Genomic DNA, 13,818 nt, shown 5'->3' with positions numbered 1-13,818 from the left:
AATATGCTGTCTTGATTACCGAAAATGTGGTTCGTTTAAGTCATAAAATTCGTGGGAAAAAACGAGATGAGTTATTCTTTTTGGGGAAAAACATGAAACCTGATTCATGGGGAGTTTTATGGCGCACAGCCGCAGCCTCAGAAGATGTAACAGTGCTTATTGCCGAAATCGAGGACTTAAAAAAATTAGCACAGATGATATCTAAGAAAGCGGAAAAGACCAAAGCGCCAGCAGCCGTATATGAAGAGAATACAACAACTTTTTTGGAATTTCCAAGTCTTTCCAAAGTAAAACTTGATGAAATTCGAAGCGAAGTTGTTGCAACAGTTAGAAACCATCACCAACTCAAAGCAATGGGTTACGATTTATCATTATTAGTTGATTTTGGTGAAAGAATTCTTGCCAAATTGCCTGAACATTATGTTATTATTAACGAGGCTGCAGATTTCGTATTTTCTGAAACATTTCCTTCATTAGGCTCTGAAGTCTGTATTGACCACGTTAAGTTTAATGGAAGGACACTTTTTCTATCGCCTGGGTATGTAATAAAAAGCGATCCAAATGAAAGAAAACTACTCATAAAACGAATGTTTAAGGCTGGAGGAAAATTTGATGGTCTTAATCTTCCCAAAGAAGAAGGTGATTATGGTGTTATGGAAATAATTGAAGGAGAATTTTTTGTAAAAACGACATATTTCTCGCGAGATGGAATTTACAAAGGAGAGTATCTCAATATAAATACTCCAGTGGAGATCTATCCAGGACTCTATCCAGAACCTCATCGGATCAGATACGTTGATCTTGAAGTCGATTTAATCCGAACTGAAGATTTTACACGTGTCATCGATTTAGAAAAACTTGAATATGCTAAAGAAGAATCTATAATTTCGGAACAGTTATTCAATCTCACAATGGAAAAAATGAGCCAATTAAAAAGCATGTTCAGAACAGAAGATTCTTCTTCTACTGCAAAATAGTTGATTAGAACTATATACTCTGCAAAGAAGGTGTCATAAATTTCTAATAACGGAAATCCATTTACCAAGATTAACTACGTCCCTACTGCAAAGGAACTCTTGGATCAAGCATTTCGAAAAGCGTCTCGTACTGAAGTTAAGATTCCCAGAAAAGTGCCACGCATCATAAGGACGAAACGAAAGGAAAGTAAGAAATTAAGAGTTATAGAGGGATTTCTAGATTCACGACTCAAACGCATAGTAAAACAGATTCCTTCGATAGATGATGTACATCCATTTTATTCTGAATTAGCTGATATACTGGTTGGCAGAGATCAACTCAAAAATGCGCTTGGCTCAATTTATGGTACACGTAGAGTGGTTAAGAAACTAATTCAAAACTATATCTACAAAATCAAGAGAGCAAAAGAATTAACTGAGGTTATTAAGTTAAGTCGAGCGGCATACGGGCGTATAAGTTCAATAATTAATAGAATTAAGAACAATTTAAACATAATTCAAGAAGCTAGACCAAAATTACGGAAATTGCCATCGGTTGATCCTAAAAAACTTACGATAGTTATTGCGGGATACCCGAATGTTGGGAAAAGTAGTTTTGTGGCACATGCATCTACGGCAAAACCAGAAATAGCTGAATATCCCTTCACCACGCGAGCTGTAACGATAGGCCATATACAAAGAGGTCTTTCAATATATCAACTTGTGGATACCCCTGGTCTTCTTGATCGTCCACTCGATAAAAGGAATCCAATAGAATTACAGGCAATTACTGCATTAAAATACTTGGCTCATGTTATTCTGTATATTGTAGATCCCTCAGAAACTTGTGGATATCCATTGAAGGAGCAAATTTCTTTATATGAGGATCTTAAAGAACTTTTTGGGGAACTTTATCTTGTCGTGAACAAGATAGATTTAGTAGACAAAAGCAGGAGTGACGAACTCCTGGAACTAATTAATGACGAATGCTTTGAAACAAACGCACTCACTGGGGATGGAGTTAATGAGACGATAGATAGAATTATTGACAAAAATTTAATGAACAGTTAAATTCAATTTTCATCGAATTGTGTATTCTTGGACTTCAATTCTTCCAATTTTAATTCAATGATTTCATTTGTTAAAACAGGATCTGCCCTTCCTCTGGTTTTCGCCATTACCTGTCCTACAAGATAACGAATAGCATTCTTGTTAGTCATGGCATCGCGAACGGCATCTGGGTATTCTTCAAAGACTTCTTTTACTTTATCAGAAATGATAGAAGTGTTATCAATTTTCTTAAGACCAAGTTCTTCTATTATGGTCTGCGGGGTCTTTCCTGTAGCAAGCATTTCCCGCAGAACTGTCTTACCAATTTTTCCACTAATCAGCTCTTGATCAATTAAACGGATCATATTTGCTAAATCTTCTGGTGTAAGGAGAATCTCAGTAAATTCAAGATCAAGTTCGTTTACAAAACGTAAAAAATCACTCATAAGCCAATTACTGACTTTTTTTGCACCCACGTCATAAGTTATGCATGTTTCAAAGAAATCTGCTAAATATTTCTCACTTGTCAATACTTCTGCATCGTAAACAGGGATTTGATAATCTCTCCGAAATCTTTCTTTTCGAGCATCTGGTAGCTCAGGCATGGTTGTTTTGATTTTTTTAATCCATTCATCTGAAATTTCAATAATCGGTAGATCAGGTTCCCTGAAGTATCTATAGTCATGTTCTTCCTCCTTCGTTCGAAGAGTAAAAGTTATTCTGCGATCTTCGTCCCAATGTCGAGTTTCTTGTGCTATAAACTCCCCGCGTCGAAGAGCTTGTTTTTGTCTAATAATTTCATAGTTTAAAGCACGTTTAACTTCTTTAAACGAACTAATGTTCTTTATTTCAACACGTCTTCCGTCTCCTACAGAAATATTTGCATCGCATCGAAGAGAGCCCTGTAAATTTACATCAGTTACACCTAAGTGCTCAAGTATTGAACGTAGTTTTCGAAGAAAGATGCGCGCTTCTTCAGGTGTGGAAAAATCAGGTTCAGTCACTATTTCTAGAAGAGTTATTCCCGATCTGTTGTAATCAACCAAAGTATAAGGAGATTTATCAATCATACCAATATGCTTTAAACGGCCTGGGTCTTCCTCAAGTTGGAGACGACGAATTCTTATTACTTTTTTTTGATGATTCATTTCAAAATCAACGTGGCCTCCAATCGCTATTGGGACGCCACCTGCTTTGTCGTACTGTGAAATTTGAAAATCTTTTGGCAAATCAATATAAAAATAGTTTTTACGGTAAAACGAACTATTTCTTGATATATTCGAATTAAGTGCAAGCGAAACCATCATTGCTAATTCTATAGCACGTTTATTAGTTACAGGTAATGTTCCAGGTAGGCCAAGGCAAATTGGACAACAAACTGAGTTTGGAGGCATACCACGATAATCAGTAGGACATCCACAAAATAATTTTGTTGTCAAAGCTGTAAGTTGTACATGTATTTCCAAGCCTATTTTCACATCTGAAATTGGTTCAGAAAACTCTGTTTTTCTAGTTGCGGAAGAAGTCAATTTTAACCCTCTTAAATATATTATTAGTTCTATTCTTGAAAGTTTCTAAAGAGAAATTTGTGATTTTGTTTACGTTTCTCCAGATATAATAGAGAGTCTCCAATCGAAGCCAGGTGTTCGAGATCCCATTTTGAATACCATTGGTCCTATTCTTTTGTGTTGACTCTTACGAAGCATGATTTCTACTTTTTTTATTATTTCTAATGGAATATTGAATTCTTTAGAAATCTCATCTGGTGTCATTAATTGCTCAAGACTACTTAAGATAATATCTAAGTCATTATATGATATTCCCAATTCTGATTCATCTGTTTGTCCGGGCCAAAGTCCTGCTGAAGGCGCCTTCTTGATTATTTCTGGGGGAATGTCGAGATATTCAGCTAGTTGTCTGACTTGACACTTAAATAGATCGCCTAAGGGTAAGATATCACAGCCTCCGTCACCAAATTTGGTAAAATATCCTACTAAAAGTTCACTTTTATTACCCGTGCCAATTACTAGCCAATTATGTAGATTAGCATAATAATATAAGAGACCCATCCTAAACCTAGTTGCAAGGTTACCGTTTACAATTTTTCTTTCTGGATCGAATACTTGGAATTGTTTGAAAGCGTTTAAGGATGGCGATATGTCCTCAATTGCATATTTCACACCAAGTAAAGTGGCACTTTTAATTGCGTCATCAATGTCTTGTTGTTGAGTTGTCTGTGTTGGCATTAACAGCCCAAAGGTTTTTTCGTGACCTAAAGCACGCACACATAAAGCGGCAGTTACAGATGAATCTATTCCACCACTTAAACCAATAATTACTCCATTAGCTTTCGCATCATCAATGCGCTTAACTATAAATTTACTGATCCTACTTACAGTAATTTCAGGGTTTATTTCTAAAGAGTGCATTTGTTTTAATCTCCAATTATGAGTGCATTTGTACTCTAATCCTGTAAATCCTAAACATGAATCGTATGAATCAATTAAGCATCGCTATTTATTTCTTTTCAATGGTGTTGAAATTCAGGTAAATTATATATTCACAGCACAAAAACACCTCATCCAAAAAAATGATAAACTGAGATACAATCAAAAGCTTTTAATGGGATAGAACGATTCATAGAGAACTAAAAAGTCGTATTTACTGGAGAGGATATACATTAAAAGAAATTATCCAACAAGACCTCTTGTAGGCGTTGGTGCAATAGTCCTAGATGGTGAAAAAGTATTAATGGTCAAAAGGGGAAACGAACCAGGTAGAGGAAAATGGTCCTTTCCTGGAGGTTTAGTAAACGTTGGAGAAGCAGTTAGAGAGGCTGCAAAACGGGAAGTTAAAGAAGAAACTGGTCTTTCGGTAAAAATCGGCGATCTTGCAGGAGTCATTGATGTAGTAATTAAAGATGACAACAGGAAAGTGCAATATCATTATGTCATTATCGACTTTTTTGCCACGAGAGAAAGTGGTGAGATTTCTCCAAGATCAGACGCAGAAGATGTCAGATGGGTTCTTCTTAAAGATCTCTTTTCTCTGGATGTAACTAAAACGGCAATTAATTTGCTAAGACAACTTAATTTGTTAAGTTAGTCGAAAGAGTACCGTAGTTACTATATGTGTTCATAAGATACTATGAAGATTCAGGGTTTTGAACATAAACTTGGACTTACGGTCTTGTTTGTTGATTTTTTGATTTCCAAAAAGTGATTCATCCAAATTTCTTTTCCTTCATCTATACTTAGGCCAGTGAAGGTTACATCTTTCACACAAGTGCCTTGTTCCTTCGGAAAAAAAGGAAACACCCGACAAAGGATTGGTCGAATCTTGTGAATAATACATGCTCCGTCATCTGCATTAAAAATACAGTAGCCATATTTTGTACGCATTGATACGGGATACTTGATAATCTCACCAGTAATTAGGTCTTTACGTGTAGTTGTTTCCATAAAGTCATCAATCTCAGGTATAAACATTCGAATTGCGTTTAGTTCCACCTCTGATAGTGAAATCCCCCCAACTCAGCAACATCCACACTTTTTGCAATCACCGTTTATTGCGTTTAATTTTGAATAATATTTTTTAAGAAGAGGATATGTTTCAACGAATTTTTCAACATCATCGTCCGAAAACTTATCGACGCGTATTCTAATTTCTTTTAATTTCATTTCTAAAACAATTTGCCCCATTTCCCTCCCAGCATTCTAAAAATATAATTTCATTAAATAATTAATCACAAAATGCTTATTTCTTCTACTATAAAGTCTTCTCCTCGGGTTTCAGAAGAAAATTCAAAATTAATGAAAACTCTTTTGCACTTTGCCTGCTCTATAATACTGTGACACTTTTGCTAAGTGAACGAGGCATATCTGGAGAGTAACCAAGTTTTACGGCTGCATAATACGAAAATAATTGAAGTGGCACAACGTACGGTATTGGAGATAAAAGGGGAGGTACACTTGGGATATTTACAGAATGATCAGCAAGTTCTCGAATTGTTTGATCCTGTTCGTCAATAAATGCGATAATTGTACCTTCTCGCGCTTTCATCTCCATGATGTTTCCGATTATATGATCATATGTCTCGTCTGGAGGGGCAATAAACATTATCGGGAATCCGGGAGTTATGAGCGCAATAGGTCCATGCTTACTTTCCCCCGCAGGGTACGCCTCAGCATGAACATAGGAAATTTCCTTTAATTTTAAGGATCCTTCAGCAGCGGTTGTCGTGTTAATGCCTCTTCCCAAAAAGAGAAAATTTTGCATATGGGCAAACTGTTCTGCTAGGCGCTTTACATGTTCTTCCTCTTTTGTAATAACGGTTTGTACAATATTAGGAATTTTATAAAGCGCATTTTGTAGATTTGATATCGTCTCAATATCTTTGCATTTTTTGCGTAGTGCTAAATTAAGTGCAATCATGGATAAAGTTGCGACTTGGGTTGTAAAGGTCTTTGTGGCGGCTACCCCGATCTCAGGCCCCGCTTGGGTGTAAATGACGTGATCAGAAAGGCGTGTGATCGACGAATCGACTGTATTGACAACTGAGATAATAGTCGCTTCCCGTTCTTTCGCGAAATTAATAGTCCTTATTGTATCAGCAGTTTCACCAGATTGGCTAACAGCTATTACATAGGCGTCTGATGGAAACGAAGGGCCAATTGCCTCTGGAAACTCTGACGACAAGAGAGCTGTAGGAAATACATTGCACAGTTGTGAAAAAAGATATCTTGCAGTGAGTGCTGCGTGAAAGGAGGTACCTGCTGCGGTAATAAAGATCTTGGATGCCTCATCTAATACTTCAGCAATTTTTTCCAGACGTTCAGGTCGTTGCCTTAATGTATCGCGTAGGGCTTTTGGTTGTTCATGAATCTCCTTTAGCATAAAATAGGAATATCCACCTTTTGATGCCATCTCTGGAGTCCATTTTATGGTAGTAATGTCCTTGGAAACCATTTTTTGAGTAGGAACAGAAAAAATTTGATATTCATTGGGTGTAAGAACAGCCAGTTCCTCATCATGAAGTATTATTGCCTTATTAGTCAAGGGTAAGAACGCTGGAATATCAGATGCACAACATATCACTTGGTCTCCTATCCCCAAGACAAGTGGGCTTCCATTTCTTGCACATATAATCTTTCTTGGCTCTGCTGCTGAAATAATAGTTAAACCATAAGATCCCTTTATACGTCTTAGAGCCTGAATTGTGGCATCCTTTAAGTTTAAACCCTGTTCCATGAACTCCTCGATGAGGTGAGGCACCACCTCAGTATCTGTATCTGACTTAAAGTGATGACCTCTCTCTGTTAGTTCTTTACGTAATTCTACAAAGTTTTCGATGATGCCATTATGATTGACAGCTATTTTCTCTTTGCAATCTGTGTGAGGATGAGCGTTTTCCTTAGTAGGAATTCCATGGGTTGCCCATCGCGTATGTGCGATTCCAATACTGCCAGGTAGTTCATCAAGATTAAGTCTTTCATTTACAACATCTATTTTTCCTTTATCTTTCTTTAAAATCATATGAGCATTTGCAATAGTAGCCATACCCACAGAATCGTAACCTCGATACTCAAGTCGCTTAAGAGATTCTCGTAACAGAGGTGCGACGTTACCTTGATTGAGAACAATACCTACAATACCACACATTATTTTAACTCCGTTTTAAGAAGCCTAAAGAATTTTGAATACAAGGGAACGTTGAAATGACTTTATAAATTTTTAGCTTTACATTCAGAAATTAAAGATATGACAATGCGACGCTCCTTTTTTCGAATGTAAAGCGCAAGTTGCCTTCAACAATTTTTAAGGTGTTTCTTGCATTAACACTAATAAATTAACTTAAATTTCTATGCGTATTAAATGGAAAACTGTTGTTTGAAGAAGATTAAAATCATGGTTTAAAATATAGAACAGCGATCTTATCTTACATTTAACCTTAAATTCAAATAAACTCAAATCTAGGCCAGTCTGCATGCAAATCATGCGAAAAAGGAGGCACAATTAATGAAAGAACAAAGTTATTTTGCTCACTACTCACAAGAGGTTAGAAATATCCTTAAAGAGAAAGAAATAGAGCCTGGTGACCGTATTCGAATTACATCTGAGGATATGAGTTATGAGGGCTACATTTTGCCTCGTATTGAGATTGGAGATCCTTCGAGCATTGTAATAAAACAGGATGATGGATATAACGTAAGTATTGCGTACCAGCCGGGTGTCGAGTTAGTTCGAATAGATAAAGGCATCAGTCTTGAAAGTTTTCAGAAAACATTTCCTGAGCAAAAAGCTGATCTTCCAGAGATTTCATTACTTGCAACCGGTGGCACGATTGCTAGTAGGATCGATTATTTAACAGGTGGCGTTGTTATGGCGTTCACCCCCGAGGAACTCTTCTTCGCTATACCCGAACTTTCGGAGATCGTTCGTTTTAAGGGATGTAATCTTCTTTTTAATCTTGCGAGCGAGGATTTATGGGTCAATGAATGGAAAAAAATGGCTGACGATGCCGCAAAAGAATTGAATTCAGGTGCTTCAGGAGTTGTTATAACTCACGGGACAGATTGTATGGGATATTCTGCAGCGATGCTAAGCTTTATGTTACGTGATCTTTCAAAGCCAGTTATACTTACAGGAGCACAACGCTCATCTGATCGTGGCAGTTTCGATGGTGCGATTAATTTAATTTGCGCATCATGGTTAGCAGGTCACGCAGATCTGGCAGGGGTATTTATATGTATGCACGGAGAGCCAGATGATTCATATTGCCTTATTAATAGAGGGACAAAGGTACGAAAAATGCATACAAGTCGACGTGACACATTTCGCCCCATTAATGAATTGCCGATTGGAAAGATTTGGCCAGACGGAAAGATGGAATTTCGTGAAGATGCTGAATATAAGAAACGAAGTGAAACTGAAGTAGTTGCAGATACAGCGTTTGAGGAAAAAATTGCCCTTATTAAAGCATACCCTGGTTCGAACCCAGAGATAATTGACTTTTTAGTTGACAAAGGCTATAGAGGTATCATTATTGAGGGCACTGGGCTCGGACATACACCTACTTCTCCACCACAAAACGAAAAACATCGTTCATGGTTGCCTCATGTGAAGAGTGCCTTAGAAATGGATCTCTTTATAGGAATGACGTCACAATGCCTTTATGGTCGAGTCAATCCTTATGTTTATCGAAATCTTCGACTGATGAGCAATGCGGGAGTCTTATATCTTGAAGACATGCTCCCAGAAACCGCCTATTTAAAATTGGGATGGGTTTTAGGGCATACGCAAGAACGAGAGGAAGTAAAACGTCTTATGTTGACAAATATGGCAGGTGAAATCACTAAAAGAACGGATGAGAGAGCTTTTTTGTATTAGGTGATTAAAATGGTGGATGAAAAAGCACTGAATTATGATGAACTTGGACTTATGGTAGGTCTAGAATTTCATCAACAACTAGATACTACTAAACTATTTTGTCGATGTCCTTCTTTGGTACGAACTGATGAACCCGACATAAAGGTCAAGAGGCGGTTACGTGCTGTTGCCGGAGAAACCGGAGAAGTTGATTTAGCGGCAGCATTTGAAGCAAAAAAAGAGGCAAGAGTGATTTACGAGGGGTATTCAGATACAACATGCTTGATTGAACTGGACGAAGAACCACCCACCCCCATAAATGAAGAAGCTGTTCGTATAGCTCTTGAAATTGCATTCATTTTCAAAATGAGACCAATCGATGAAGTTCAAGTGATGAGAAAGACAATCGTTGATGGATCTACGCCTATGGGTTTTCAGAGGACTGCAAAAATTGCGATTGGAACAAAAGATTCCTACCTTATGACCTCACAAGGAAAAGTGTTCATTACGCAACTTTACGTGGAAGAAGATGCTGCAAGGATCATAGAACAAACAAAAGAAGGAACTACATTCCGAGTTGATCGTCTTGGAATTCCGCTGATAGAGATCAGAACCGATCCTGACATTCACAGTCCTGAGCAAACTAAAGCGGTTGCTGAACGAATTGGTGCAATTTTGCGCGCCACTGGTAAGGTAAAGAGAGGATTAGGAACAATTCGACAGGATGTCAATGTATCAATAAGGGATGGAGCTCGCGTAGAAATTAAGGGTGCACAAGAATTGGACCTTATCGGGGAATACGTGAAAAATGAGGTATTAAGACAACAAAACATGATACAAATTCGAGAAGTGCTGGAAAAGCGAGTAGTTCGAGAAGATGACATCACTATAGAACACAAAGATGTTTCAACTATTTTTGCTGAAACGAAAGCCAAACTCCTGCAGAAAGCCCTGAAAAAAGGAGAACACGCCTTAGGTGTAAAACTTTCGAAATTTGGAGGCTTACTAGGCAGAGAACTTCAACCTGGTCGTAGATTGGGAACAGAATTTGCGGATGCGGTTAAAATCTATGCTGGACTTGGGGGTATTTTGCATTCAGATGAATTGCCTAATTATGGGATTTCTGAAGATGATGTTAACGAAGTGAGACAAAGTTTAGAATGTGGAACTGAAGATGGTTTCGTTCTTGTAATAGGTCCCAAAGGGAAATGTGAGCAAGCGATTTGGACCATATGTAATTTAGCGAAAATCTATATCACACACGTTCCAAAGGAAGTCCGAAGGCCAAATCCAGATGGAACAACTGCCTTTTTAAGACCTCTTCCAGGATCGGCAAGGATGTATCCTGAAACTGATGCTGTGCCCTTTCGTATATCTTCAGAGATGGTAGAAGAGATCAAACAACACCTTCCTGAACTTCCAGAAGAAAAGAAAACGCGTTTTATAGAAAAATATAGACTTTCAGAAGAATTAGCTGACGAGCTAGTCCTTCATCCGAATGTTTTTTGGTTCGATAAAATTGCTAGTAGTGGGCTGGGAGTAAAACCTACGTTAGTGGCGAGTACCATAATCGGCACATCTAAATACCTACAAAGAGAAGGTGTTCCATTCGAAAATATAACAGAAGATAAGTTCTATGAAATATTTGAATTTCTCTCCCAAGAAAAATTCGCAAAAGAAGCGCTCCCAGAAGTATTGGAATCAGTGGCAAAAGATCCAGATAAACCGCTAGATGAACTTGTGAGAAGTATAGGTCTCACCACTCTATCAAAGGATGAGGTAACAAACATTATTAAAGAAATAATCGCAAAAAATGAAGACTTAGTTAAAGAAAGGAAAATGGATGCACTTAAGCCTCTCATGGGAGAAGTGATGAAAAAGGTACGTGGAAAAATCGATGGAAAAACTGTAAGTTCATTGCTCAAACAACTTTTACAGGAGTTTTTATCATAATCTTTTACTTACATAAACTCCATCACGCGTATATCCTTGCTTGTAAAACCAGGGCTTTACACCTAAACCGCTAAGGACGGAAATTTTTTTGGAATCATATTCATCTTTGCTGAGGAGTTCAGCCTCATTTAATAGTAATTCTCCAATTTTTCGATGTTGCACTTGATGATGCCTTGGTTTCTCTCCAATGGGAACTAGTTCTCCAAAAACACGCAATTCTCTTACGATAGTTGTTCTCATGTCATTGATTTCTTTCCGATGTGCCTTCTCAGAAGGAACACGTAATCGTATAAATCCAAGCAGAATTTTTTGTACTGCGTCCTCGTAAGATATAAAATTTTCGATTCCTTCTGAAGCATTGAACGTTTCTATGAGGGTCTCAAGATTTTCTATTTTTGGAGTGATTCCTGATTTCCGATAAACGATACCTTGTTCGCGACATCTAATACAAGAGCATGTTATTCCACTCTTACTTAGTTCTTCATGAGCAAGCTCTCTAAGATTGCCTTTCTTAACACCATCTTCAATCATCTTTGCAGAAATATCTCTTTGAATTCGTTGTATACGAATCCATCTTGGAATGTTCGGTAAAACATGCGATAATAGATTTGTCATTGTTTCGGCGTTATAGGGTTTGTAATTTCCGCTCTGCCACAATTCGTACAACTCTGTGCCTTTAATAACTAAACAGGGGTAAATCTTCAAATTATCCGGCTTATAAAAAGGATTTTCAAAGACCTCTTGAAACATTATTAGATCTCTTTCTTCATTAGATCCTGGAAGACCTGGCATAATATGATATGCAACTTTCATTCCTGCATCCTTTAAAATACGAGTTGCGTCAATAACGTCCTGAACTGTGTGACCTCTTTTGCATATTTCAAATACTTCATCAAAAATAGTTTGTACACCCAATTCAACAGTAGTGACGCCTAAATGAAGCATTTCATCCGTTTGAGAAATCTTAGAGTAATCTGGACGGGTTTCAACGATAACTCCCACAAGTTTTCGTTGTGCTGTTTCGACAGCCCTTTTGAGTTCTTCAAAATCAGAATACCGTTCATCACATAGGGCTTCAAGACATCTGTGAACGAAACTTAGTTGATACTCATAGGGTAAATAAGTAACCGTTCCGCCTTTCAAGGATAGGAGAATCTTATCTGTGGCATGACCAATTAGTTCCAATTGATTAAGTCTTGTCTTTACCTGCAAATAGGGGTCGTAATCGTTTTGTATACCTCGCATCGTTGAAGGTTCGTGACCAGTATAACTCTTTGGAATATCTGAAAAAGTTGGACAATAGATACATGACTGATTAGGGCAGGGATAAGGCTTCACCATAACTGCAACAACAGCAACACCTGAGATTGTTCGCATACTCTTTGTCTTTAATATAGGAAGAAGAAGCATTTTTTCCTCTGGAGTTGTGTGGGAAAGAATAGTCGCATTCGAGACAATACCTACTGAAGGATATTTCTTTGCATGACGTTTTTTGAGTTTTTGAACAAGCTGTGCATCTACCTCAGATAAAGTCGTAAGTAAATCCTCAATAATTCCTCTACAAACTCTTTCTTCTAACGTACTGGACACTATAACTGCGCCTCAATTCTCTTTAAAACGTAGATTCATTTGTCTTAAAGACTTAAAATCTTTAAAAGACTTCGTTTGTTCACAATTTTAGTCAGTAATAGAGATAAGTCTACCTGAAGGGTCTCGCTTAGAATTCCCGAACTCATGCATAGTGCGAAGTACATTAGATTCAAAAATCGGGCCATCTTTACAGACGATTTGCTCATTAATACAGCAACTACCACATAATCCAATGCCGCACTTCATATATCTCTCAAGGCTTGCTTGGAAAGCAATATTTTGTGATTCTGCAATATTAAACGTAGTTTTAAGCATAAGTTCAGGACCACAAGCATAGATTTGATCAAACGTCTCCATTTGAAGAGTTTCATCCATCAACTCTGTCACTAGCCCGTGAAAGCCCATTGATCCATCATCTGTAGCTATTGATAAGCGAAATGTTTCACGTGTTGTATACTTTTGCAGCGGCTTCTGAAATAAGAGTTCATCTTTAGTTAACGCCCCAATAAGGACAGTCACGTATTTCTGCGCTTCAACAAGTTGTAGGATAAGTGGAAAGAGGCATGCCATACCGACTCCTCCTCCAACGACCAATATGCGACTACCTGCAATTTTAAACCCATTCCCATAGGGGCCTCTCACACCAACAAGTGAACCTTCGCTCATAGAATGCATCATTTCTGTAGAAGATCCTACTTTTTTCACAGTAATTCCAATAAGTTCTTTTTTGGGATTAATATGAGATAAGGACATAGGAATTTCATCATTGAATGTCCATACCATAAGAAATTGACCTGGAATTCCTTGCTGGGCTATTAAAGGAACTTTCATGAAAAAGGTTTTGATAGAGGGAGTGTTTGTTTCGATTTTTTCGATGGGTAACACAATAGGTTTGTTCATG

Annotated in this window: 12 protein-coding genes; 5 read left to right on the top strand and 7 right to left on the bottom strand. The window is 37.6% G+C overall.

Annotated features, from left to right (window positions below):
- Both QVB70_RS11855 and QVB70_RS11850 read left to right on the top strand, forming a co-directional pair.
- Nucleotides 1-977, top strand: a 977-nt coding sequence (locus QVB70_RS11855) for a ribonuclease E/G (protein WP_287586458.1), incomplete at its 5' end; no start/stop codon positions are given.
- A 39-nt stretch (nt 978-1,016) separates the two neighbouring features.
- Nucleotides 1,017-2,027 carry a GTPase gene (locus QVB70_RS11850; protein WP_342766566.1) on the top strand — a complete coding sequence of 337 codons (1,011 nt, stop codon included), beginning with the start codon at nt 1,017-1,019 and terminating at the stop codon, nt 2,025-2,027.
- A gap of 2 nt (nt 2,028-2,029) precedes the next feature.
- On the opposite strand, the gene gatB is transcribed toward QVB70_RS11850, so the two are convergent.
- Together gatB and QVB70_RS11840 are read right to left on the bottom strand one after the other, a co-directional pair.
- On the bottom strand, nt 2,030-3,535 hold the full coding sequence (gene gatB / locus QVB70_RS11845) for an Asp-tRNA(Asn)/Glu-tRNA(Gln) amidotransferase subunit GatB (RefSeq protein WP_287586455.1): 1,506 nt from the start codon (nt 3,533-3,535) through the stop codon (nt 2,030-2,032).
- Nucleotides 3,536-3,604: 69 nt separating this feature from the next.
- The gene (locus QVB70_RS11840; protein WP_287586452.1) at nt 3,605-4,435 is read right to left on the bottom strand and encodes an NAD+ synthase; all 831 of its coding nucleotides are present in this window, start codon (nt 4,433-4,435) and stop codon (nt 3,605-3,607) included.
- Nucleotides 4,436-4,670: 235 nt separating this feature from the next.
- On the opposite strand from QVB70_RS11840, the gene QVB70_RS11835 reads away from it, so the two are divergent.
- Nucleotides 4,671-5,111: an NUDIX hydrolase gene (locus QVB70_RS11835; protein ID WP_342766565.1), complete on the top strand. Its 441-nt coding sequence runs from the start codon at nt 4,671-4,673 to the stop codon at nt 5,109-5,111.
- 50 nt (nt 5,112-5,161) lie between these two features.
- On the opposite strand, the gene QVB70_RS11830 is transcribed toward QVB70_RS11835, so the two are convergent.
- From QVB70_RS11830 to glmS, 3 genes are all read right to left on the bottom strand, one after another.
- Nucleotides 5,162-5,515 carry a hypothetical protein gene (locus QVB70_RS11830; RefSeq protein WP_287586450.1) on the bottom strand — a complete coding sequence of 118 codons (354 nt, stop codon included), beginning with the start codon at nt 5,513-5,515 and terminating at the stop codon, nt 5,162-5,164.
- A gap of 24 nt (nt 5,516-5,539) precedes the next feature.
- A complete protein-coding gene (locus QVB70_RS11825; RefSeq protein ID WP_287586448.1) occupies nt 5,540-5,707 on the bottom strand; it encodes a hypothetical protein in 168 nt (55 codons plus the stop codon).
- Nucleotides 5,708-5,846: 139 nt separating this feature from the next.
- Nucleotides 5,847-7,667: a glutamine--fructose-6-phosphate transaminase (isomerizing) gene (gene glmS / locus QVB70_RS11820; protein WP_287586446.1), complete on the bottom strand. Its 1,821-nt coding sequence runs from the start codon at nt 7,665-7,667 to the stop codon at nt 5,847-5,849.
- Between the two features lie 357 nt (nt 7,668-8,024).
- On the opposite strand from glmS, the gene gatD reads away from it, so the two are divergent.
- Together gatD and gatE are read left to right on the top strand one after the other, a co-directional pair.
- Entirely contained in the window at nt 8,025-9,395 is a 1,371-nt protein-coding gene (gene gatD, locus QVB70_RS11815) for a Glu-tRNA(Gln) amidotransferase subunit GatD (protein ID WP_287586443.1), read from the top strand.
- 9 nt (nt 9,396-9,404) lie between these two features.
- Nucleotides 9,405-11,327, top strand: a complete 1,923-nt coding sequence (gatE, locus tag QVB70_RS11810) for a Glu-tRNA(Gln) amidotransferase subunit GatE (RefSeq protein WP_287586440.1) — start codon at nt 9,405-9,407, stop codon at nt 11,325-11,327.
- On the opposite strand, the gene QVB70_RS11805 is transcribed toward gatE, so the two are convergent.
- Both QVB70_RS11805 and QVB70_RS11800 read right to left on the bottom strand, forming a co-directional pair.
- Complete coding sequence (locus QVB70_RS11805; protein WP_287586438.1) at nt 11,322-12,917, bottom strand: tRNA uridine(34) 5-carboxymethylaminomethyl modification radical SAM/GNAT enzyme Elp3; 1,596 nt, start codon at nt 12,915-12,917, stop codon at nt 11,322-11,324. The two genes, gatE and QVB70_RS11805, sit on opposite strands and share 6 nt — an antisense overlap.
- A gap of 87 nt (nt 12,918-13,004) precedes the next feature.
- Nucleotides 13,005-13,817: a dihydroorotate dehydrogenase electron transfer subunit gene (locus tag QVB70_RS11800; RefSeq protein WP_287586435.1), complete on the bottom strand. Its 813-nt coding sequence runs from the start codon at nt 13,815-13,817 to the stop codon at nt 13,005-13,007.
- Nucleotide 13,818 lies beyond the last annotated feature (1 nt).

The organism is Candidatus Borrarchaeum sp., assembly GCF_019058535.1.
Classification (GTDB): domain Archaea; phylum Asgardarchaeota; class Sifarchaeia; order Borrarchaeales; family Borrarchaeaceae; genus Borrarchaeum; species Borrarchaeum weybense.
The sequence above is the reverse complement of the archived record's forward strand: the minus strand, read 5'-3'. Positions and strand labels throughout refer to the sequence as shown.